This is a genomic window from Actinopolyspora lacussalsi (assembly GCA_030803735.1).
Classification (GTDB): Bacteria; Actinomycetota; Actinomycetes; order Mycobacteriales; family Pseudonocardiaceae; genus Actinopolyspora; species Actinopolyspora lacussalsi.
Genome location: JAURUC010000001.1, coordinates 1080449 through 1101998 on the forward strand (window position 1 = coordinate 1080449; position 21550 = coordinate 1101998).

The 21550-nt window shown below is 68.7% G+C and carries 19 protein-coding genes and 1 tRNA gene; 11 read left to right on the forward strand and 9 right to left on the reverse strand.

Features of this window, described 5'->3' with window-relative positions:
* Positions 1-39 precede the first annotated feature (39 nt).
* The 5 genes from J2S53_RS04745 to fdh all read right to left on the reverse strand — a co-directional run bounded on the left by J2S53_RS04745 (position 40) and on the right by fdh (position 7525).
* Positions 40-984: a DUF5996 family protein gene (locus tag J2S53_RS04745; RefSeq protein WP_456239928.1), complete on the reverse strand. Its 945-nt coding sequence runs from the start codon at positions 982-984 to the stop codon at positions 40-42.
* A gap of 136 nt (positions 985-1120) precedes the next feature.
* Entirely contained in the window at positions 1121-2113 is a 993-nt protein-coding gene (locus tag J2S53_RS04750) for a ring-cleaving dioxygenase (protein WP_130467298.1), read from the reverse strand.
* 147 nt (positions 2114-2260) lie between these two features.
* The gene (gene nrfD / locus J2S53_RS04755) at positions 2261-3211 is read right to left on the reverse strand and encodes an NrfD/PsrC family molybdoenzyme membrane anchor subunit (protein WP_456239929.1); all 951 of its coding nucleotides are present in this window, start codon (positions 3209-3211) and stop codon (positions 2261-2263) included.
* Positions 3208-4227 carry a 4Fe-4S dicluster domain-containing protein gene (locus J2S53_RS04760; protein WP_456239930.1) on the reverse strand — a complete coding sequence of 340 codons (1020 nt, stop codon included), beginning with the start codon at positions 4225-4227 and terminating at the stop codon, positions 3208-3210. Before J2S53_RS04760 ends, nrfD begins: the two co-directional genes overlap by 4 nt.
* Entirely contained in the window at positions 4217-7525 is a 3309-nt protein-coding gene (gene fdh / locus J2S53_RS04765) for a formate dehydrogenase (RefSeq protein ID WP_456239931.1), read from the reverse strand. Before fdh ends, J2S53_RS04760 begins: the two co-directional genes overlap by 11 nt.
* A 168-nt stretch (positions 7526-7693) precedes the next feature.
* Here fdh and J2S53_RS04770 point away from each other — a divergent pair, with 168 nt between their 5' ends.
* The 4 genes from J2S53_RS04770 to J2S53_RS04785 all read left to right on the forward strand — a co-directional run bounded on the left by J2S53_RS04770 (position 7694) and on the right by J2S53_RS04785 (position 11052).
* On the forward strand, positions 7694-8335 hold the full coding sequence (locus tag J2S53_RS04770) for a hypothetical protein (RefSeq protein ID WP_456239932.1): 642 nt from the start codon (positions 7694-7696) through the stop codon (positions 8333-8335).
* The gene (locus J2S53_RS04775; protein ID WP_456239933.1) at positions 8328-8903 is read left to right on the forward strand and encodes a DUF3558 domain-containing protein; all 576 of its coding nucleotides are present in this window, start codon (positions 8328-8330) and stop codon (positions 8901-8903) included. Before J2S53_RS04770 ends, J2S53_RS04775 begins: the two co-directional genes overlap by 8 nt.
* A gap of 14 nt (positions 8904-8917) precedes the next feature.
* A complete protein-coding gene (locus J2S53_RS04780; RefSeq protein ID WP_456239934.1) occupies positions 8918-10180 on the forward strand; it encodes a hypothetical protein in 1263 nt (420 codons plus the stop codon).
* A gap of 89 nt (positions 10181-10269) precedes the next feature.
* The gene (locus J2S53_RS04785; protein ID WP_456239935.1) at positions 10270-11052 is read left to right on the forward strand and encodes an ESX secretion-associated protein EspG; all 783 of its coding nucleotides are present in this window, start codon (positions 10270-10272) and stop codon (positions 11050-11052) included.
* A gap of 105 nt (positions 11053-11157) precedes the next feature.
* On the opposite strand, the gene J2S53_RS04790 is transcribed toward J2S53_RS04785, so the two are convergent.
* Positions 11158-11388 (reverse strand): hypothetical protein, encoded by a 231-nt coding sequence (locus J2S53_RS04790; protein WP_456239936.1) that lies wholly within the window; start codon positions 11386-11388, stop codon positions 11158-11160.
* 165 nt (positions 11389-11553) lie between these two features.
* Here J2S53_RS04790 and J2S53_RS04795 point away from each other — a divergent pair, with 165 nt between their 5' ends.
* Positions 11554-12420: a helix-turn-helix domain-containing protein gene (locus tag J2S53_RS04795; protein WP_456239937.1), complete on the forward strand. Its 867-nt coding sequence runs from the start codon at positions 11554-11556 to the stop codon at positions 12418-12420.
* Between the two features lie 4 nt (positions 12421-12424).
* On the forward strand, positions 12425-12616 hold the full coding sequence (locus J2S53_RS04800; protein WP_456239938.1) for a DUF397 domain-containing protein: 192 nt from the start codon (positions 12425-12427) through the stop codon (positions 12614-12616).
* A 129-nt stretch (positions 12617-12745) separates the two neighbouring features.
* On the opposite strand, the gene J2S53_RS04805 is transcribed toward J2S53_RS04800, so the two are convergent.
* Positions 12746-14482, reverse strand: coding sequence for an MFS transporter (locus J2S53_RS04805; RefSeq protein WP_456239939.1), 1737 nt, complete (start codon positions 14480-14482; stop codon positions 12746-12748).
* A gap of 105 nt (positions 14483-14587) precedes the next feature.
* On the opposite strand from J2S53_RS04805, the gene J2S53_RS04810 reads away from it, so the two are divergent.
* Positions 14588-15241 (forward strand): TetR family transcriptional regulator, encoded by a 654-nt coding sequence (locus tag J2S53_RS04810; protein ID WP_456239940.1) that lies wholly within the window; start codon positions 14588-14590, stop codon positions 15239-15241.
* Positions 15242-15308: 67 nt separating this feature from the next.
* On the opposite strand, the gene selD is transcribed toward J2S53_RS04810, so the two are convergent.
* Positions 15309-16325 carry a selenide, water dikinase SelD gene (selD, locus tag J2S53_RS04815; protein ID WP_456239941.1) on the reverse strand — a complete coding sequence of 339 codons (1017 nt, stop codon included), beginning with the start codon at positions 16323-16325 and terminating at the stop codon, positions 15309-15311.
* A 61-nt stretch (positions 16326-16386) separates the two neighbouring features.
* Here selD and J2S53_RS04820 point away from each other — a divergent pair.
* Positions 16387-16482: transfer RNA gene (locus J2S53_RS04820), tRNA-Sec, on the forward strand.
* On the opposite strand, the gene J2S53_RS04825 is transcribed toward J2S53_RS04820, so the two are convergent.
* Positions 16450-17016, reverse strand: coding sequence for a DnaJ family domain-containing protein (locus J2S53_RS04825; protein ID WP_456239942.1), 567 nt, complete (start codon positions 17014-17016; stop codon positions 16450-16452). The genes J2S53_RS04820 and J2S53_RS04825 overlap by 33 nt on opposite strands.
* A gap of 238 nt (positions 17017-17254) precedes the next feature.
* Between J2S53_RS04825 and selA the strand changes: the two genes are divergently transcribed.
* The 3 genes from selA (at position 17255) to ku (ending at position 21522) form a co-directional block, all read left to right on the forward strand.
* Positions 17255-18526 carry an L-seryl-tRNA(Sec) selenium transferase gene (gene selA / locus J2S53_RS04830; protein WP_456242704.1) on the forward strand — a complete coding sequence of 424 codons (1272 nt, stop codon included), beginning with the start codon at positions 17255-17257 and terminating at the stop codon, positions 18524-18526.
* Positions 18517-20280, forward strand: a complete 1764-nt coding sequence (selB, locus tag J2S53_RS04835; RefSeq protein ID WP_456239943.1) for a selenocysteine-specific translation elongation factor — start codon at positions 18517-18519, stop codon at positions 20278-20280. The genes selA and selB overlap by 10 nt, the downstream gene beginning before the upstream one ends.
* Positions 20281-20484: 204 nt before the next feature.
* Positions 20485-21522: a non-homologous end joining protein Ku gene (ku, locus tag J2S53_RS04840; protein WP_456239944.1), complete on the forward strand. Its 1038-nt coding sequence runs from the start codon at positions 20485-20487 to the stop codon at positions 21520-21522.
* The last annotated feature ends 28 nt before the right edge of the window (positions 21523-21550 follow it).

The window sequence follows — 21550 nt, forward strand, 5'->3', positions numbered from 1 at the left end:
AAATCGATATCGAAGACGAGGCAGCACGGCGAACCGGGATCACCGCGGGGAGGCTCGTCGCTTCGGGTCGTCCTCCAACGCCCGGCGGTCCCAACCACCGCATTCGGCCGCGGCTTCGTAGGTGGTGCGCAGGAACTCCGCGAGCATCCGCTCCGGTGAGGACGCGGTTCGAACGTCCTCGTAGGGCAGCAGGAACTCGCCCTGCTCGAAATGGGCCGCCGCCGGACCGACCGGGTAACGGTCGAATCCCGGTGGCTCCGGGTAGGCGTAGGCATAGAACGCGCCCTCGGCTCCGCCTCCCGGCCAGAAACCGCAACTGCTGAGCTCGTGCGAGTAGCCCTCGACCATGACCCAGTCGCCACAGTTGGGAGCCCCACCCGGGTGACGAGGTGCCGCACGTCCGGAGAAACGGGTCACGGCCAGATCCATGGCTCCCCAGAAGAAGTGCACCGGGCTCACCTTGCCGATGAAGCGCGACCTGAAATCGCTGAACACCCGGTGCGCACACAACAACTGCCGCCAGAACAACCACGCCTTGTCCGGTTCGTAGGAGGCGTGCTCGGTGTCGGTGTCGAAGGGCAGGGCCCGCACCACCTCGTTCGGGGTACGGCTCACCGTGAGCCGTATTCCGAGTTCGTCCAGCGCCGCCATCGTCTCCCGGTAGAAGTCGGCAACGGTTCTGGCGGTAAGAGCGATCTCACGTCGCCCACCGTCACTGCGACGGATCAGCAACCTGTGCTCGTGGAAGTCGAACTCGATGTCGAACACATCGTCGTAGTACGGGACCGAGTCAGTGGTCAGACCACGAGCCGAGACGTAGAGCGGCACCTGCCACCAGTGGTTGATCATCGGTTGGCAGGCCAGCTTGATTTTCCCGACCAGCTGTAACCACATGTGCAGGGTGTCGCGGGTATCGCTCCAGTCCTCGACCCGCAGTTCGGGCCAGTGCGGTTCCCGTTCGGTTCGTGTGCTCGTACCGTTCATCACCTCTCCCTCCCCGACCTGTTCCGAGCCGGCGGCCGAATCCGGAACATCGGCGCTTCGCGGGAGGTGGTCAACTCGCGTCCGACCCCAGGAGGCCGTCGTCGAGAACGACCGCCGGAAAACCGCGCGGCATCGTTCACCTCGTGCGCTGCGCGGGTGGGGGCGTGAAAGTGATCTCCTCGTCCGGAGCGGGAACCCTGAGCGTGGGCAGCACCTGCTCGATCTCGGCGCGGGAGGGCTCCAGCCACGGAGGGAGTTTCAACGCCCTGCCCAACTCCATCAACGGCTCGTCGACGGTGAAACCCGGTGGATCGGTGGCGATCTCGAACAACACGCCACCGGGTTCGCGGAAGTAGATGGAGTGGAAGTAGCGACGATCCAGCACCGGGGTCACGTCGAGCCCCTGATCCAGCAGCGTGTTCCGCCAGTCGACCTGTTCGGCGTCGTCGGAAGCACGCCAGGCGATATGGTGCACGGTACCGGCCGCGACCATCCCCAGCGGGGCTTCGGGGCTGCACAGCACGTCCACCATCGCGCCGGAGCCACCGGCACCCGTGGCGAATCGGAACCGCGCGCCGGACTCCTCCACGAGTCGGAACCCCATGGTCTCGGTCAACAGCTCAGCGGTGTGCTCATGCCCGATTTCCGTCACGGTGACCGAGTGGAGTCCCCGTATGGCGTACTCGGGCGGGATGGGTCCTTCCTCCCAGGGCGCGCGGGAGTCCGCCTCGGGATGCCCGACCAGCTCGATCAACAGACCGTCCGGATCGGCGACCGTCAGGGTCTCCTCGCTCGACCTGCTGGTGGGGGTGCCGACGTTCACCTCGAGACCGTCGAGATGCTGCTGCCACCACCCCAGCGAATGCTGCGGAACGGAGAAGGCAACGGTCGTGGTCTGCCCGGCACCACGACGTCCACGCGGCGCCGCGGGCCAGGGGAAGAAGGTGATCAGTGTCCCGGGCTGACCCGATTCACCCCCGAAGTAGAGGTGATAGGTGTCCGGAGCGTCGAAGTTGACGGTCCGTTTGACCAGCCGCAGCCCCAGTGCGGTTCGGTAGAAATCCGCGTTGCGCTGTGGATCCGTAGCGATCGCGGTCACGTGGTGTAATCCGCCTGGCGTAGTCGGCATGATCTCCGCCTCCCTCGCTGGCACCCGCTACGGTTGTCGGAGCAACCGACGGGACGGCTGTGGCTGTTCGCCCCATCCTCCGGTATCTCCGTGCTTCTCGCAGCGCACGCGACTACCCAAGGGGAAAACGAGGCAGCGGTGCCACCGTCACTGCTCGGATCGGCTGTCCTGTCGCTGCGGCACCACCGTGTAGTAGGGATCCCGAGCCGTCTCCCGCCCCGCTTCGAACACCCCATAACGAGTGGCGGCCGACGCGGCGGTGCCACTGACACCCACCAGCACCGCCACGCTCCCGCTGCGCCGAGCGAACAGCGCACCGAGGGCGCATCCCGCTGCCAGCACGCGAGCCGTTCGCAACGTAGTGCCCGCCCTGCCCGTGCGGTAAGCCTCGGCGATCCTGCCGGCCCGCTGTTCCAACACTCGGCTCGCGAGCAGTTCGCCGAGGGACCCGAGCACGGCCATTCGCCGCGCCGGAGCGGCCTCCGACCGCGGTGCCAATCCCGTTCCCAGCGCACCGGCCGCCGCCACCGAACTGAAAGCGAATACGAAGGGAAGCTCACGACGAGTCTCGTGCCAGCCGGGCACCGCTGTGTCGGCGAGCAGCACCGCCGTGTAGGTCGTCATCGCCGGAGCCAGTACCGCTGCGAATCCGGCCGTCACCCTGGCGAGAGGACGAGCGAACCCGGTGATCTCGGAGATCGCGACGGCACCGCTGAGCGCGGAGAACGGAGCGAGGATCCAGGATCCCACGCTCAACGGCGAGGTGGGTTTGAACACGCGCAACATGTTCAGGAACCGTCGCGGCCGGCCGAGATCGTGAATGAGCGCCAGCACACTGGCACCGGAGCCTCCCGCCGCACAGAGCAACCCGACCCGGCGCAGCCGGGAATACCCACGTAGCTGGGCGAGGGCCCCCATGACGGACGAGGCGCCCGCCATGCCTCCCAGATAGAGATAGGCGGGCACGTCGGGAACCTTCCAGGTCGGTTCCTTGATGATCGGCCTGCCGTAGTACGAGCGAAACGGCTCCCGCGCTTCGTCTCCCGCACTCCGGTCGGAGCCCTCCGCACTCGCACCGCGGTCCGCTCGCGCCTTCAACGACGACCTCCCAGGAAACAGGCCGCTACGGTCAACGCGGCCGTAGCGGCGGCGATCGCGGCGTGTGCGGCCATGGCGGGCAGATCCCGGGTGGTGACCACCGGGTCCGGTGGCAGACCGTAGACCTCGGGCTCGTCCAACAGCAGGAAGAACGCCCCGTCACCCCCCACACCGTCGGTGGGGTCCTGCCCGTAGAGCCTGGCCTCGGTCATCCCCTGCTCGTGCAGCTGTTCGAGGCGTTGCTCGGCCCGCTGCCGCAACTGGTCGAGCGGGCCGTACTGAATGGACTCGGTGGGACATGCGGTGGCACACGCCGGAGCGAGTCCCGAACCGAGCCGGTCCTGGCACAACGTGCACTTGAACGCTCCGCCGTTGTCGGGATGGATGTCGATCACACCGTAGGGGCAGGCGGGAACGCAGTAACCACACCCGTTGCACACGTCGTCCTGCACCACGACCGTGCCGTACTCGCTGCGGATCAACGCTCCCGTCGGACACACGTCCAGACAAGCCGCATGGGTGCAGTGCTTGCACACGTCCGAGGACATCAGCCAACGCACCTCGGTGGCCTCGGAGTCCGCGGCCTCTTCCTCGAGCGTGTTCGGGGCTCCCACACCGGGCATCCCGATATCCACGCGGGCACGCGTGGAAGGGTCGATCCGCTGTTCGACGAAGGCCACGTGCCGCCACGTGGTGGCACCGAGGTCGGTGGTGTTGTCGTAGGACATGCCGGTCAGATCCAGCCCGTCCTCTTCCAGCAGGTTCCACTCCTTGCAGGCGACCTCGCACGCCTTGCACCCGATGCACACGCTGGTGTCGGTGAAAAACCCCATCCGCTCGGGATGCCGCTCCGAGTAGCCCGCCTCGGCGCTGGGATCATCCAGCGGGCCGCTGAGCCGGTTGCCTCCCGCCGGAGCGGCTGCGGCCCCGGACGCGGAGGTACCAGCGTCGCCACCGGGCTGTGCAGCACGTGCGAGTCCGAACAGCGGGTGTTCGGCAGCGCCGTCAGGACTCATCCTCACCTCCGTCGGTGTCGCTCGCGTCCTGGTACCGGGCATCCGCCGCCGAAGGCGGGTCGTCGGTGCCGGTGTCCTCGGTGATGCCCGCCCGTGCGCGGTAGGTGGCGAGCAGCGTCTCGAGTTCCGCACCGCGTGGTCTGCTGCCGGGACGGATGTCGCAGGTGCCCGCTTTGGTCTCCATGATGTGCACGGTGGGGTCGAGCGCGACCCCGAGCAACTCGTTCGCGGCGTCACCGGTGGTCAACCCGTTGGGACCCCAGTGCCAGGGGATGCCGATCTGGTGCAGTGTCCTGCCGTTCGAACGCAACGGACGGATCCGCTGCGTGATCAGCACGCGTCCCTCGATCGCTCCGCGTGCGGTGATCACCGTGGCCCAGCCGAGGTGAACCAGCTCGCGCTCGGCCGCCAGTTCCGGGGAGAGTTCGAAGAACATGGCCGGGGCCAGCTCGGCCAGGTGCGGCAACCACCGACTCATCCCGCCCGCCGTGTGGTGCTCGGTGAGCCGGAAGGTGGTGAACACGTAGGGAAACACCTCCGCTCCCGGTTCGGCACCGCTGGGTTGATACCGGTTCTCCGGGCGGTGGTACAGCTGCCGCGCGGGGTTTCGCTGCGTGGAGTGCAGCGTGTTGCGCAGCGGTGATTCCTGCGGTTCGTAGTGGGTGGGCAACGGCCCGTCGCGCAGTCCGGCGGGTGCGTACAACCAGCCGAGCCCGTCGCCCTGCATGACGAAGGGGTCGGTGCCGCGCAGCGCGTCAGGGCCGTGTGCGTCGGGGTCCGGCAGGTAGTCGGGGGGTTTGGTCGCCTCGAAATCGGGCACGTCGTGGCCGGTCCAGCACCGCTGTTCTGCGTCCCACCAGACGTAGGCCTTGCGTTCGCTCCACGGTCTGCCCTGCGGATCCGCGGCGGCGCGGTTGTACAGGATCCGCCGGTTGGCGGGCCAGGCCCAGCCCCACTCGGGGGCGACCCAGGACTGCCGCTCACCCGGTTCCCGCCTGGCGGCCCGATTGATCTCACCCGCGTAGACGCCGCAGTAGATCCAGCACCCCGAGCGCGTGGAGCCGTCGGAACGCAACCGGGTGAAGGAGGACAGCGCCCGTCCCTCGACATCGGTGCCGTTGATCTCGCGGAGCACGGCGTCCGCGCTGGGTTCGGCGATGTCTCCCTCGGTGGGATAGTCCCAGGTCAGTTCCAGGACGGGGCGGTCGCGTTCGCGCTGGTCCGCGTCGCGTTCGAGCCGTCGGGCCGCGAGCTTGGACTTGATCCGCAGTCCCAGGTGGTAGAAGAACCACAGGTCGCTGCGCTGGTCCTCGGCAGGTTCGACGGCCTTGTGGTGCCACTGCAGCATGCGCTGGGTGTTGGTGAACGTACCGTCCTTCTCGGTGTGCGCGGCCGCGGGCAGGAAGAACACCTCGGTGCCGATCTCGGGCGGCGTGGTCTCACCGTTGTCGATCTCCGGCCCGTTCTTCCAGAACGTGGCGGTTTCGATCATGTTCAGATCGCGCACCACCAGCCAGTCCAGACTGGCCAGCCCCATGCGCTGCTGGTGCGCGTTGGCGGTGCCCACGGCCGGGTTCTCGCCGATGACGAAGTAGCCGCGCACCCTGCCCTCGATCTGGTCGATCACGGTGCGGAAACTGCCGTGGTCACCGGTGAGCCGGGGCAGGTGGTCGAACCGGAAATCGTTCTCGGCGGTGGCGTACTCGCCCCACCAGGCTTTGAGCAGGCTGACGACGTAGTCGCGGATGTTGCCCCAGTACCCCTTGTCGGCGGCGTTGGTGGCCACGAACCCGTCCAGCGAGAGGTTCGGGTGTGCCTGCGGCATCGGGATGTAGCCGGGCAGCAGGTCGAATAGGGTGGGGATGTCTGTCGAGCCCTGGATGCTGGCGTGACCCCGCAGCGCGAGAATCCCACCGCCGGGTCTGCCGATGTTGCCGAGCAACAGCTGCAGAATGGAGGCAGCCCGGATGTACTGCACCCCCACCGTGTGGTGGGTCCAGCCCACCGCGTAGGCGAAGGCGGTGGTGCGCTCCCTTCCGGAGTTGGCGACCAGCGCCTCGGCGACCTCGTGGAATCGCCGCTGGTCGATGCCACACAGCTGTTCCACGAGCTCCGGGGTGTAGCGGGCGAAGTGGCGCTTGAGGATCTGGAACACGCAGCGCGGATGGGTCAGGCTCGGATCGGTCTCCGGTTCCCCGCGAGGTGTCGACTCCCCCTCCGAAGCCGCTCGGTCGGGATCGGGTGAACCGAAGACGCCGTCCCACTGGTCACGCTCGCCCGCGGCCGGGTTGATCCGCGCCCCTTGGTAGTACCAACTGCTCTGGTCGTAACTGCTTCCGGTGAAACCGGAGAACACACCGTCGAGGTCCTCGGTGTCGGCGTAGGACTCGTCGACGATCGTGGCCGCGTTGGTGTAGGCGGCCACGTACTCGTGGAAGTAGTGCCCACCCCGCAGCACGTGGTTGATCAGCCCGCCGAGCAGGGCGATGTCGCTGCCCGCTCGTAGCGGAACGAACGTGTCGGCCATGGCCGAGGTGCGGGTGAATCGCGGATCGATGTGAATTATCTTCGCGCCGCGCCGTTTGGCTTCCATCACCCACTGGAACCCGACCGGGTGTGCTTCGGCCATGTTGGACCCCTGAATCACGACGCAGTCGGAGTTGCGCAGGTCCTGCTGGAAGGTTGTGGCCCCACCACGGCCGAACGAGGTTCCCAGACCGGGAACCGTGGAGGAGTGTCAAATGCGGGCCTGGTTCTCGATCTGGATGGCTCCGAGGGCGGTGTAGAGCTTCTTCATGAGGTAGTTTTCCTCATTGTCCAGCGTGGCTCCGCCCAGGCTCGCGATTCCCATGGTGCGGCGCAGCCGCGTACCGTCCGAATCGGTCTCCTGCCAGGTCTCGTCCCGGGTGCGGATCACCCGCTCGGCGATCATGTCGACCGCGGTGTCGAGGTCCAGTTCCTCCCACTCGGTGCCGTACGGCCGCCGGTAGGCGACCCTGGTTCGCCTGTCGGGCGAGGTCACCAACGAGCGGCTGGCCGAGCCCTTCGGGCAGAGCCTGCCCCGGCTAACCGGCGAGTCGGGATCGCCCTCGATCTGGGTGACGGCCCCGTCCCGCACGTACACGCGCTGCGCGCATCCCACGGCGCAGTAGGGGCACACCGAGCCGACCACCTCGTCTGCGTCCTCGGTGCGGGCGTGCTCGCGGTCGGTGGCCGCGGAGCGGGCCGCCTGCCCGCGACCGAGCGGGTCGGAGCCCGTCAACTGGCGCAGCACGGGCCAACGCAACCATTCCCGCATCGCCGATCACCAACTCTCGCCACCTCTCCGGCGATGCTGCGCCCGCCGGAGAGGTGGCGCAACCGCGAGGCTTCCGCTTCCCAACCAGGCTGCCGATCCACGCACTCGGGCGAGCCAGTGGCGGGGGTTTCGCCGGATGTGCTGAACCCGGCACACGCGGAGTGCGCGGTGCGGTACGTTCCCGATGGGCAACTGATCACGCTGCCGGGCGAGCGCATGACACGTACGAGTGACCTTCAGAGGGAAGGCGTGGCCGACGAGGCGAACGGGCAGTCGAGTACGGGCGAATCGAGTGGTTCGGGAACGAACGCTCAGTCCGGGATGGATGCGGCGGACCAGGCGGCGATGGACGCCGAGATGCAGGACGTGGCCGACAGCGCGCTGTTCCCCGGCCCCGCCGGGCTCGCCAAGGAGATGGCCGACATCGCCCGGATCGCCGAACGCGCCAACACCAAGGCCGAACTGGCCCAGGCCATCAGCGACAACACGCGCATGGTCGTCGACCCCGACGAGGTAGACGCGCTGGCGGGGTTCTTCGAGGAGAAGGCCAGTGAATTGGAAGACCGCCAGAGGGAGGTCAGCGAATTGGCGAGCGTATCTCCACCTGGAACCGACCCGGTCAGCACAGGAGCCGCGGCGATCCACGGCGAAGTCGCCTCCGGGGACGACCGGTCGTACATGCCCAACTACCTGAAACTCGCGAAGGTGTTCAACGACACCGCAGCGAGCCTGCGCTCCAGCGCCGAGCAGACCCGCACCGACGACGCCAACGCCGCCGACAGCTTCAACCGGGGAATCCAGAATGCGTAACACCCTCACCACAGGAATCTCCCTGGCAGCAGGTCTCCTGCTGCTCGTCGGATGCGGCGGTGGCCAGACCGGCCAAGCGGCGCAGGACACCACCGAAACCGGCACGAGCGCACCCAGCAGCACCTCCGGAGTGAGCCTGCCGGAACGCACCGCACCCGCCAAATCCCTCGACCTCTCCGAGCCCTGCGACATCATCACCCAGCAGCAAGCAACCAAGCTCGGGGTCGACCAACCACTCGAAAAAAAAGAACTAAACAGCAAACAAGGGTGCGATTACAAGAAGGGTAAATCCGGCTCCGACGGCGGCTGGGCCATGTTCGTAGCAGCAGACCCGAGCAGAACAGCGCAGGAGTTCGCCAGTGCGCGCCCCAGCGGTGAGAGCACGGAAATCGCTGGCTATCCCGCTTACGAAGTCGAGAAGCAGTACGGGTGCATGGTGGCGGTAGACGTGACGAACTCCGGATCGCTCTTCGTGAACGGATCAGTACGCCTTCAAACTCGTCCCGAAGCATGCTCGGTCACGATCGAGTTCGCCGAAGCCGCGATCAAGAACCTGCCCAACGCCTGAGGGGAGCCCGAATCATGGGGGACAGACGCACGCTGCCACCGTCCAACCTCGACGGGGCACAGCTGGAGCAGATGCGCTCCTGGGTCAACAGCGGCAAGGGCGCCGAGGCGCTCCACGAGAAGAGCAGCCGCTGGCGTGACGAGGAGCGGTACATGCGCGACCTCGCCACCGAGGTCAAGGACAGGCTGAAGCGGGCCGGGGCCGTGAACCGGTCCAAGGGTCAGGAGGCCATGCAGGGCGCCATGTCGCCGGTGGTGCTGTGGACCGAGGTCGCGGCCGACAACGCCACGGCCGAGGCGGTGCGGCTGGAGGAGCAGGGTCAGGCCTTCAGCAGGGTGTACTCCTCCGTTCCCGCCGCGTCCGAGGAGAAGCCCGTCCCGGAGGAGAACTTCCTCGGGCAGGCCTGGGCGGGCCTCACCGGCGGCAAGACCGACAACGAGCAGGCGTTGGCGCACAACGAGAAGTTGCGGCAGGACGCGGTCACGGCGTTCAAATCCTACGACACCGCCTCGCAGACCACCGTCAGCGCGACCCCGACGTTCACCGCTCCCCCGCCCGGCGGCGTCGAGACCGGCGTGCGCTCCGGCTCGAATCCCGAGGTCGGTGGCTTCGCCGCTTCCCGAGGCACGAGCGGCGGCGCTGCCGCGGGCACCCGCAGCTCCTGGACCGGCTCGCTGGACACCTCGGGCGGCGCGCACGGCACCGGCACGGCGGGCACCGGCACTTCGGGCCAGTCGGCGGGCCGGGGCGGTTCGGGGATCAACCAGCCCGCGGGCAGTCAATCCGCGTGGCAGCGCCCGCCGGAAGGCGGCTCCTCCGGGTACCGGCCGGGGCAGTCCGGCACTCCGGGCGGTGGCGTCGGAAGCGGTTCGGGCAGCGGCCGCGCCCCTGGCGGTTCCGGCGTCGCGGGCGGGAGCGGACGTGCCCCAGGCAGCCGGATCCCGATACGTGGCCTCGGTTCGCTCTCGGGCGGCTCGGGCGGTGGAACCGGCTCCGGAACGGGTGGTCGGGGTTCCACCGGACTCGGTGGCCGTTCTCTCGGCCCCGGTGGGCAGTCCGGGATCGCGCGCCCGGCCACCGGTTCCGCCACGGCGGGCGGCGCTTCCTCCTCGGGAGCGGCGAACGGTCGCGGCGGCATGGCGGGAGCGCCACGCGGTCGCGGCCAGCAGGGCGAAGAGGACGAGGAGCACGAGACGCCGAGTTACCTCGTGGGTGACTACGGCTACTTCGACGGCGACCTGCCGCGCGTCGCTCCACCGGTGATCGGCGAGGACTGATCCGGGCGGTCGAAACCCGCCATCGGATCCAGCAGCGTGTGTCGCGGCGCCGGGTGCCCTCCCGGCGCCGCGATCGTTCGGGGGCAAGAGTGAACATCGAACTTTCCGAACAGGCGTTCCACCTCGCCTGGCAGCACTTCCGGCTCGGGACGAAGCCGCTCTCGCTGCACGTCCTGCCCGAGGGGCTCACCGAGTCGGAGCGGCGCGACGTCGAGCAGCGGAGCTGGGACGAGCTGCGTCGGCTCGGTTTCGGCGACCGGGACGCCGAGGACGCCGTCTCCGGGGTGTTCTTCCCGCTGAACCGCTACCGGGCTTCCTTCGATCTGGTGTATCGCTACCTGTCCGAGGAGGGGGAACACCGCTGTACGGCGTTGGCCGCGAACGGCCCGGCCAGCTCGGCCCTGGCCGTCCGGGAGGACGGCGTGGTGCGCCTGCGCCAGCTGCGCACCGACGACGCGCCGCACCGGGCCGTGGTGGGTGTGCTCCCCGAGCCGAACCCCGGCCCGGGCAAGGCGGTCTCGGTGCCCAGCGACCAGCTCGACGCGGCGGCGGCCGAGGCTGGGGACTCCGACCGGGCGATGTGCGAGGCGCTGCTGCGCCGCGGGGTGCGGCGCGACGACGCGAGCGCTCTGGTGGACATGGCGGGCGGTGAACGCGTGGGCTACGCCCAGTTCGGGGCCGCGCGGATGGACCGGCGCGGCAACCGTTCCAGGGCACCGATGGTGACCAACTGCTTCGCCACCAACAACGGGTGGTACCTGATGGAGGAAACCATCCGCAGTGGGCGGGCGTGGACCACCTTCGCCCCGATCGACCGGAACCGGCTGGCGGAGCGGGTACGCGAGCTGGCCGGAACCATCGTGCCGGATTGAGCCGTCGAGCTTGCCCGCTCCGTCTCCGATGAGGACTCGATCGGGACGATCTCCCCGCTGCACCCGTTCCTGAAGTACCGGCATCGAGCGGGTGACGAACAGCGATCAGGGCTTGCCGACAACCACCTGTTCGGACAGGTTGACGGCGGCTTCCTGCAGGCCCGCACCGTGGAGTTCGTCCAGCCAGAACAGCGTGTCCAACAGCTGTCGCAACTGGTCGCTGTCCACTCGCAGCACGCTCCCGTCCTGCCGGATCTCCAGTTCGTGCAGGCCCGGCATGCTCAGGTACACCGCTGCCGTACCGCTGCCCGCTTCGACCAACCACTGCGCGCGCATCTGCCCCTCCCGAAAGTGACGGCTACCGAATCGATCATGTCGACAGGAAGGTTCGGCGAGTCCCCAGCGGTCACGCAACGACACTTTCGCGTGATCTCACTTCCTTGACCACTGGTCAACCGGTCAGGGTGCGAGCGAACAGTGACCGGCGAGGAAGGGTCGAGCATGGAACGACGCAGCGGAATTCCGGCACGGGTCAGACGGGTCTCCGGTGAGCTGCGGGAACTGCGGGATCGCAACGGCCTCAGCGCCGCCGAGGTGTCGAGGTCGCTGGGGATCTCGATGAGCAAGCTCAGCAGGATGGAGACGGGAACCCGCGGGCTGGCCGCCGACGACGTCGCGGCGTTGCTGGGGCTCTACCGCGTACCCACCCAGCGGCGCGAGGAGATCCTCGCGCTGGTGCGCAACGGCACGGACCGCAACTGGTGGCAGGTGCAGCACGCCGCGCTGCCCGCGATGTGGCAGGACCTGATGCGGTTCGAGGCCGAGGCCACCGCGATCCACGGTTGGGAAACGCAGTTCATCCCGGGACTGCTGCAGACGGACGAGTACGCCGAGGCGGTCATCCGGGGAACCACCCACGAGCTGCCGGAGCGCGAGGTCCAACGGCTGGTCGAGGCCCGCGTCGGCAGGCAGACCGTGCTGCTCGGCAGCCGCGCACCGCGATTGGAGGTGCTGCTGGACGAACCGGTGCTGCGCCGCCCGACCGCCGACCCCGGCGTGATGCGGCGGCAACTGCTGCGCCTGGCGGAGAGCAACCTGCGGCCGAACGTCACCGTCCGGGTGGTCCCGCAGCGGGCGGGGATCCACTCCGGCATGGAGGGACCGTTCGTGCTGCTGGACTTCCCGAAGCAGCCGAACCTGGTCTACCTGGAGCACCGGGGCAACAGCGCGTTCCTGGAGCAGCCCGAGCACGTCGACGCCGCGGAACGCTCCCTGCGGCGGTTGCGCGAACTCGCGCTCACCCCGGATGATTCCGGCGAGATCATCGCTCACCTCGCCGACGAACCGGCCGAGCACGAGAAGGAGTGAATCCGTGGCATCCGTGAAGCACTGGCGCAAGAGCAGCCGAAGCAGCAGCCAGGCGAACTGCGTGGAGATCGCCACCACCGAGCACGGGGTCGCCGCGCGGGACTCCAAGCGCCCGCACGGCGACTCACTGCTGTTCCCCCGCGCCCGGTGGAACGACTTCCTGCGCAGTCTCGCGTCGGACCGCGCCGGGAACTGAACCGGCGATTTCGCGCGAAATCGCCGCGCCGGTGGGGGGCGGTGCCTCCAGCACGACGTAGATTTCGCGCGAAATCGACACCCCGACCGCGATCACCACACCGGCACGGCGGTCATTGAATCGGCGCGGTCACTGCTCGGTGACGGCCGTATTCGACCTCTCGTCGGCCCGCCCAGAATTCTCGTTGACGCTCTCCGACTTCTCGTTGGCGCTGTCCGGTTCCTCGGCCGCGCTCCGCTCCGTCTCGGACGAGGCCCGCACCTCGGCCGCCTCGGTGCGTTGCTTCTTGCCGGGCAGGAAGAACCACGCCACCAGCGCGGCCACCGCGATCAGTCCCGCCGAGGCCAGGTACGCGGTCTGCGAGGCGTTCATCCAGGCCACCGAGACCTCATCGGCGAGCCGCTGCCCGCTTGCGCCCAACGACTCGGCGACCATCATGCCGCCGGGCAGCGATTCCTCGGCGGTCTGCCGCAGCTGCTCGGGCAGCCCGGTCAGCGAGTCCGAGATCCGTGCGGCATAGCTACCTCCCAGCACGCTGCCGAGTACGGCGACACCCAACGACGCCCCCACCTCGCGGGTGACGTCGTTGGTGGCCGAGCCCATCCCCGCGCGCTCACGGGGCACGTTGGCCATCAGCTGATCGGTGGCAGGCGCCATCGCAAGCGACATCCCCGCCGCCGTGCACGACAGCGGCAGCAGGATCTGCCAGTAGCCGGAGTCGACGGTCAACGTGCTGAGCCCGACCATGCCCAACGCCGCCAGCAGAAGTCCGACGGAGATGGTGTTACGCGGACCGAACCTGTCCACGATCCTGGAGACCTGCGGCGCGATGAGCATCATCATCACCGACATGGGCAGCATCGCGGTGGAAGCCATCAGCGGCGAGTAGCCGAACACGAGTTGCAGGGTCTGGCTCAGCGCGAAGAACACGCCGATCATCGCGAAGAACACCAGCGTCAACGCCACCGCCGAAGCGGAGAAACCACGGCTGCGGAACAACCGGACGTCCAGCATCGGATCGGCCACCCGGCGCTCCCAGAGCGCGAACAACGCCAGCAGCACCAGGCCAACAGCCACCAGAGAAAGCGTGCGCGGTGACAGCCAGCCGACGTACTGCGCCTCGATCAGCGCGTAGACGGCGATCGTGATCCCGGCGGTGGACAGCAGCGCCCCCAGCAGGTCCAGCCCGCCGTGTCCCCCCTCGGTTCCGGTGTGCGACGGGATGTAGCGGACACCGGCGATCACGCCGATGACGACCACCGGCACATTGATCACGAACACCGATTCCCAGGAGAAGTACTGCAACAGCACACCGGCGATGACCGGTCCCGCGGCGCTGCCCGCGCCGGAGACGGCGGCCCAGATCCCGACCGCCTTGGTACGCTCCCCACTGGGGAAGACACTGGTCAGAATGGACAGCGTCACCGGCATGATCATGGCGCCACCCACACCGAGCAGGGCCCGTGCGGCGATCATCTCGGTGCTGGATCCCACGAACAGCCACACGTAGACCGACACCAGGCCGAACAGCACCATCCCGGCCTGCAGCATCCACTTGCGCCCGTAGCGGTCCGCTATCGAGGAGGTGGTGAACAGCAGACCGGCGAACACCAGCGCGTAGGCGTCCGAGAACCACTGCTGCGCCGAGGTCGAGGCTCCCAACGCACGGGAGAGCTGGGGTAACGCGACGCTGAGCGAGGTGTTCGCGAGCATCGTGGCCGACAACGCCAGACACAGCACGAGCAGGGTCGCCCACCTGCGGCGGTAGACCCGCACGTCGATGCCCTCGGCCAGGGCACCCTCCTCTCCTTTGTCGGGTGTCGTCGCAGCACCCGTCGCCCCGTGGCGGGCGTCACCGTCGGACATGCGTGTCTCCTTTCCCCGCCCACAGAATATGGCAGTACTGCCATTTGTCATCGGTGACAACGGGCACAGTTGACGCTGAACTGCGATTTCGAGGAGCCTGATGCCATGACCAGCGTTGCGGTGGATCCGACCGACGAAACGGAGGGCCAGGGCAGGCGAGCCGTCAAGGCGGCCAGAACCCGAGCGGGCATCGAGTCCGCGGCCCTGAAACTGTTCCGCGAACAGGGCTTCGAGGCCACGACCGTGGAACAGATAGCCCGTGCCGCCGACATCGCCCCCAGGACGTTCTTCCGATACTTCCCCAGCAAGGACGCCGTGCTGTTCGGCGACCTCGGCAACGAACTCGAATACGTGCGCGAGGCGCTGAACGCGCGCGGCTCAGGGGAACACCCGATGCGCGCGCTGGCGACGTCGATGCTCGACGCGGCCGACCGCATGGAGGCCGACCGCGAACAGCACCTGATGCGCGCCGAACTGCTGCAGGTGCTGGAATCCACCGGCCAGTACGAGATGTATCTGATGCGGCAGCGCTGGATGCAGGACATGACCGAGCTGGTGGCCGAGCACATCGAAGCCGATCCCAGTTGCGACCCTCGTCCCGGCGCGTGGTCGATGACCATGGTCTCGTGCTTCGGTTCCGCGATGCACGCCTGGCTGACCCGGCGGGACGGCACCACGCTGCGGGAGATCCTCGTGGACGTGCTCAACAGCACCAACGAAGGGCTCTGCCAGGTCACCGGGAAGGGCGCCGCGGACTGAGCGACTGCCTCCGCACGTGTTCGACCACTACGTGATCACGCGCGGTGGAGCGAGCAGGTGTGCGTGATCAGCGGACCGTGACGGCGTTCTCCTCGGCGCTGATCAGCCTTCCGATCACCGGGGCGTTCGGCAGCTCCCCCGCGACGAGCAGTCCCCCGGAGGTCTGCGCGTCGGCCAGCAGCAGCGCTTCGTTCTCGTCCACGCGGGAGAGATCGGTGCACTCGCCCACCCAGCGCAGGTTGCGGCGTGTCCCACCGCTGACGTACCCGTCGCGGACCGCCTCACGTGCTCCGTCCAGATAGGGAACAGCACCCGAGTCCAACACCGCGGAGACACCGCTGGCACGGGTGAGTTCGCGCAGGTGCCCGAGCAGCCCGAACCCCGTGACGTCGGTGGCGCACTCGGCACCCACCGCCAGCGCGTCCCGCGCCGCCGTGTCGTTGAGGGTCGTCATCGCCTCGACCGCCTGCGGGAAAACCTCTCCGGTGGCCTTGTGCCGGGTGTTGAGCACCCCGATGCCGAGCGGTTTGGTCAACGACAGCGGAGCACCGGGGGTTCCGGCGTCGTCGCGCAGCAGCCGAGTGGCAGCCGCCGTACCGGTCACCGCCATGCCGTACTTCGGCTCGGGATCGTCGAGGCTGTGTCCACCACCCACCGGGCACCCCGCGAGTTCCGCGACATCAGCACCACCGCGCAGCACCCGTTCGGCCAGTTCCATCGGCAACGAATCACGTGGCCAGCCGAGCAGGTTCAACGCCACCAGCGGACGCGCCCCCATCGCGTAGACGTCGGACAGCGCGTTGGCCGCCGCGATCCGGCCCCAGTCGTAGGGGTCGTCGACCACAGGAGTGAAGAAATCAGCCGTGGCCACGATCGCGGTGTCGCCGTGCAGCCGCACCACGGCGGCGTCGTCCCCGGCACCGATCAGCACCTCACCGCCCGCCGGAGCGCCGCCGCCGGAAAGCCCGGCACCGGTGACCATGGACTCCAGTTCGCCGGCGGGGATCTTGCAAGCGCAGCCGCCACCGTGCGCGTACCGTGTCAGGCGGTGGTTTTCGGTCGTGACGGTCCCGGCATCGGTCATGCCCCGAAGCTAGTCCACGGGGTGGACAACGGCATGGCGGAACACGCGGGACGGCGGCACTGGAGGCGTAAGGGTGCCTGGTGGCCCCCGCGGTCTTCAAAACCGACGTGGCCGAGCAACTCGGTCAGGCGGGTTCGATTCCCGTCCGCCTCCGCCACGCACCCAGCCTGCGCCACCAGGTGCGCGGCCCGGAACGACCACCACCTCCGGTCGAGGCCGGTTCGGTTGTCCCGTCGGTGTCGGCACGCTCGGCCGAGGACGAAGCGGACTGGGCCTCGGCCTCGGCTACGGCGGCACGCCGGTCACGCCAGCGGCGCACGACCTCCTCGACGTCCACGGGTGCGACCTTGACGCGTGGACCGCTGGGAGCCCGCAGCCACTCGGCGATGCGCAGGTTGAGCTCACCGACCTGCTCACGCACCGCCTGCTCGGAACGCAACTCGGCCACGGTGTCCGGAAGCCGGTCGATCTCCTTGCGCAACTGCACGGCGGGCGGCAGCAGTGCCTCGGTGGACAGTCCCTCCCGCTCGACGTACTTCTTGACCCAGGACAGTTCGCTCTCGTTGCCGAGATCCGGCAGCGGCTTGCCGGTTCCGGGCAGGTCGTCGAGCTCCCCGCGCTCCCTGGCGGTGCGAATCTGACGATCGATCCAGGTCTCGAAGTCCATCCCCGGCGGTCTCCGTTCGGTCATGACCCGATTGTGCACCGGCATCTCCTTGCGGATCATCCGTTGGCTCGGTGTCTCGCGAGTGTTTCCTGTTGTGGATTTATTTCGATTAACACTGAAACAACAGAGTATTTCAATTGAAAAATACATCCGACGTGCCAGCGCACGAAGCCGAACGAACACTCCCCCGCTGCGTATCGTCACGAACGTGGACGAGCGGCGGAACATCCCTGCCACGGACCGGGTGCTCGAGGAGCCCCGGATGGCCGCGGCCGTCGAGCGCTTCGGCCGGGAACGGGTGAAACGCGCCGTCCATGACGCACAGCGACGCGCTCGGGCCCGTGAGATCCCCGCCGATCAGGTGACTGAGAAAGCGGCGGCGAACCTGCCCACCTCGACCGGCGGGCTGTGCCCGGTGCTCAACGCCACAGGCGTACTGCTGCACACCAACCTGGGCCGCGCTCCCCTCTCGGAGGCCGCGGTGCTGGCCCTGCGGGAAGCCGCGGGAACCTGCGACGTCGAGCTGGACGTCCACACCGGTCAGCGTGGCCGTCGCGGGGCGAACGTCACACGCGGCCTGCTCGACGCGGTCCCCGAGGCGGAGAGCGCACACGTGGTGGGAAACGGGGCGGCCGCACTCACGCTGGCCGCCACCGCCCTGGCAGCGGGCCGTGAGATCGTGCTGGCACGGAGCGAGATGGTCGAGATCGGCGCCGGATTCCGCATCCCCGACCTGTTGTGCTCCACCGGCGCGGGACTGCGCGAGGTCGGCACTACCAACCGTGTCGAGCTCGCCGACTACCGAGCGGCGATCGGGGCGGAAACCGGATTCGTGCTCAAGGTGCACCCGTCCAACTTCGTGATCAGCGGCTTCACCTCCGCCGTCGAGCCGGGCGAACTCCGCGAGCTGGACGCTCCGCTGGTCGTCGACATCGGATCCGGACTGCTGGAACCGCACCCCAGGCTGCCGGACGAGCCCGACGCGCGCGGCACGCTGCGGGCGGGAGCGGATCTGGTGGTGGCCAGCTGTGACAAGCTGCTCGGCGGTCCGCAGGCCGGGCTGCTGCTCGGCAGGGCAGCTATCGTCGACAAGCTCCGGAGACATCCGCTGGCCCGTGCGCTGCGCCCCGACAAGCTCACCCTGGCCGCGCTGCACGCCACGCTGCACGGACCTCCCACACCGACCGCGCGTGCGCTGGAGCGCTCGCGGCGGGAACTGCGTGCCCGCGCCGAACGGATCGCGGAGTCCTCGCGGGCAGCGGGAGTGGCGGCGACGGCGGCGGAGACCACCGCGGGCATCGGTGGTGGTGGAGCACCGGGAGTGGAGCTGCCCAGCGCGGCCGTCGTGCTGCCCGAGCACTGGTCCGAACGACTGCGCCGCACCGTGCCACCGGTGCTGACCAGGATCGAACGGGGGAACTGCCTGGTCGACCTGTTCGCGCTGGCCCCGGAGCGGGACGAGGAACTGGTCGAGGCGATTCGCCGGGGTGCGCGGGCGACGGATCCGCTCGTGGGAGGCGCGTCATGCGAGTGATCGCCACGGCAGGTCACGTGGACCACGGCAAGTCCACGCTCATCAAAGCCCTGACCGGCAGCGATCCGGACAGGTGGGCCGAGGAACGACGTCGCGGGCTGACCATCGACCTGGGATTCGCGTGGACGACCCTGCCCGGTGGCGAGACGATGGCGTTCGTCGACGTGCCCGGTCATCAGCGATTCGTGCGCAACATGCTGGCCGGGGTCGGCGAGGTCGCGGGCGTGCTGTTCGTGGTGGCCGCCGACGAGGGGTGGATGCCGCAGTCGGACGAGCACCTGCAGGCGTTGCACGCCCTGCGCGTGCGGCGAGGGGTGCTGGCGATCACGCGCGGCGATCTCGCCGCCCCGCTCCCCGCGCTGGAACAGGCACGACGGCGACTGGCGGGCAGCTCGCTGGCGGGAATTCCCGAAGTGGTCGTCAGTGGAACCACCGGGGCCGGGTTGCCCGAACTCACCGGGAAGCTCGACGACCTCGCGGGTCTGCTCCCGAATCCCGACCCCACCGCCGACGTGCGGCTGTGGCTGGACCGCTGCTTCAGCGTTCGAGGCGCGGGGACGGTGGTGACCGCGACGTTGTCCGCGGGCACGCTGGCCCGAGGCGACGAACTCGTGGTGGCCGGAACCGGAAAACGCGTGACTGTCCGGGGACTGCGGAGCCTCGGAGAGGAGTACGAAACGGTCCGCGCGACGGCGCGGGTCGCGCTGAACCTGCGCGGGGTGCACGTGGGGGAACTCGATCGCGGGGACGCGTTGCTGACACCGGGGGCGTGGCGGAGCACCGACCGGGTGGACGTGCTGTTGCGGGACGGGGGATCCGGCGAACTGCCCCGCGAACTGGGCATGCACATCGGTGCGGCCACGAACGAGGTGCGGCTGCGGCCGTTGGGAGCGGACACCGCGCGACTCTCGCTGCGTGTCGGGCTTCCGCTGCGGATCGGTGACAACGCGCTGCTGCGGGACGCCGGACAGCACCGGATCCCCGCAGGGATCCACGTTCTCGACGCGCGTCCGCCGGAGTTGCGTCGTCGGGGCGCTGCCGCCGCCCGCGCTCACGAGCTGGAGCGGGCGAGAGATCAGCCCGCGGGCGCCGTGCTGCTCGCGAGGGATCGCGCGATCCGCGCCTCGGAACTCCGCGTCCTGGGAGCGTCCCCTCCCCCACATGCCCTGGTGGTCGGGGACTGGCTGCTGGATCCGACCGCCCGGGACGAGTACGCGACACGGCTCGTCGAGCTCCTCGAACGGATCCACCGAGAGGACCCGATGGCGGACGGTCTCTCCGAGCAGGAAGCGGCACGGCAGCTGCGCCTGCCCCACGCATCGTTGCTGCCGCTGGTGCTGAACTCGGCGGCTGCCGCCGGGATCGGAACGAGCGACGGGAGGCTGCGGCTGCGAGGCCCCGAGCTGAGCGAGCACGTGCGGCGGGGCGTCACAGCTATCCGTGCTCGGCTGGCTCGGCACCCCTTCGACGCACCCACCGCGGCAGAACTCCGAGAACTCGGACTGGACAACGAACAACTCGGCGCGGCGAACAAGGCCGGTCAGCTGCTTCGGATCGGCGAGGGAATCCACCTGCTGCCGGGGGCGTTGCGGCGGGCGCGGGACGTGCTGGCCGCGCTGCCGGAACCGTTCACCCCGAGCGAGGCACGTGATGCCCTGGAAACGAGCCGTCGGGTGGTCGTCCCGTTGCTGGAACGGCTCGCCCGCGAGGGCTACACCCGACGACTTCCCGACGGAACCCACCGAGTGCGCTGAACGGTCCCGACGGGAACAAGAACCGCCCGCTCGCGGCCGGTCGGCGGATGGCCCTCCCCTGCGCCGACCGGGTGACCGACGCGAAGAGGTTTGCCGGGCCGCGTCAGCTGGGCATCCAGCCTGCAGGGACAACGCGTGCCTCGCGGAGGCGTGTTCTGCGGGACCACCGGCTGCGGGGGCCACCGGTCGGGTGAGGAGGAAACCATGCCGCACAAGATCTGGGCGGGTTCGCTCAAGTTCGGTCTGGTGACCATTCCCGTCGGGTTGTACAGCGCCACCGAGGACCACGGCATCCGCTTCAACCAGTACGAGCGCGGAACCCACGACAGGGTGCGTTACCGCAGAATCAACGAGCGAACGGGTAGAGAGCTGGAAGGCGACGAGGTCGTCAGGGGGCTGGAGGTCGACGGCACGCTGGTCACGGTCGAGCAGCGCGAGCTGGACGACATCGCCCCGGAGCGTTCCGGAACGATCGAGATAGCGGAGTTCGTGGCGCTGTCCGAGATCGATCCCGTGTACTTCCAGAAGGCGTACTGGGTCGCTCCCGCCGACAGGCGGAACGCCAGGGGATACAGCCTGCTGCGTCGTGCGATGGCCGAGACCGAACGAGTGGGCATAGCCACCTTCGTGTTCCGCGGCAAGGAGTACCTGACCGCACTGCGCCCCGAGAACGAAGCGTTGGTGCTGCACACCATGTTCTTTCTCGACGAGATACGGGACCCCGCGAACGTGCTGGAACACGCTCCACCTGAGGACTCGTACGGCTCGCGGGAACTGCGGCTGGCCGGCGATCTGATCAGGTCGATGAGCACCGCGTGGCACCCGGAGGAACACGTCGACACGCACACCGCCCGGATCGAACGACTGCTCGCGGACAAGGCGGCGGGACGTGCTCCCCGGAGCGGGGCCGAGCACGTCGAAACGACCGCGACCGTGGATCTGGCCGAGGCGCTGCGCCGCAGCGCCGAACATGCCCGCGCCGGGAAGAAACGGTCCGGGAGCGGGGGTGAGCGCCCGGACCGCGGCACCGAGCGCTCGGAGCCCGCACCGGTGTCCACCCTGACCCGCGAGGAGCTTCGGAGACGAGCACGCGAGCTCGACATCCGGGGCAGATCCAAGCTCAACCGGGCACAGCTGGAAAAGGCCATCACCGAATCACCCGGTGTGCACGGAGGTGGGCGGACAACCGAGGAGGAGACCGGAGCCGGGTCACGAGAACGACCTCGAAAAGCAAGGAGGTAACTCACCTTGAGCCCAGCGGATGCGTTAG

Coding starts and splice junctions, on each gene's coding strand:
- J2S53_RS04775 (WP_456239933.1), top strand. CDS start 8,328: ATGCGTAACACCCTCACCACAGGAATCTCCCTGGCAGCAGGTCTCCTG.
- selD (WP_456239941.1), bottom strand. CDS start 16,325: ATGACCGATGCCGGGACCGTCACGACCGAAAACCACCGCCTGACACGG.
- J2S53_RS04805 (WP_456239939.1), bottom strand. CDS start 14,482: ATGTCCGACGGTGACGCCCGCCACGGGGCGACGGGTGCTGCGACGACA.
- J2S53_RS04825 (WP_456239942.1), bottom strand. CDS start 17,016: ATGACCGAACGGAGACCGCCGGGGATGGACTTCGAGACCTGGATCGAT.
- selA (WP_456242704.1), top strand. CDS start 17,255: ATGGCCGCGGCCGTCGAGCGCTTCGGCCGGGAACGGGTGAAACGCGCC.
- J2S53_RS04745 (WP_456239928.1), bottom strand. CDS start 984: ATGAACGGTACGAGCACACGAACCGAACGGGAACCGCACTGGCCCGAA.
- J2S53_RS04795 (WP_456239937.1), top strand. CDS start 11,554: ATGGAACGACGCAGCGGAATTCCGGCACGGGTCAGACGGGTCTCCGGT.
- J2S53_RS04780 (WP_456239934.1), top strand. CDS start 8,918: ATGGGGGACAGACGCACGCTGCCACCGTCCAACCTCGACGGGGCACAG.
- J2S53_RS04760 (WP_456239930.1), bottom strand. CDS start 4,227: ATGAGTCCTGACGGCGCTGCCGAACACCCGCTGTTCGGACTCGCACGT.
- ku (WP_456239944.1), top strand. CDS start 20,485: ATGCCGCACAAGATCTGGGCGGGTTCGCTCAAGTTCGGTCTGGTGACC.
- J2S53_RS04810 (WP_456239940.1), top strand. CDS start 14,588: ATGACCAGCGTTGCGGTGGATCCGACCGACGAAACGGAGGGCCAGGGC.
- selB (WP_456239943.1), top strand. CDS start 18,517: ATGCGAGTGATCGCCACGGCAGGTCACGTGGACCACGGCAAGTCCACG.
- J2S53_RS04750 (WP_130467298.1), bottom strand. CDS start 2,113: ATGCCGACTACGCCAGGCGGATTACACCACGTGACCGCGATCGCTACG.
- J2S53_RS04790 (WP_456239936.1), bottom strand. CDS start 11,388: ATGCGCGCGCAGTGGTTGGTCGAAGCGGGCAGCGGTACGGCAGCGGTG.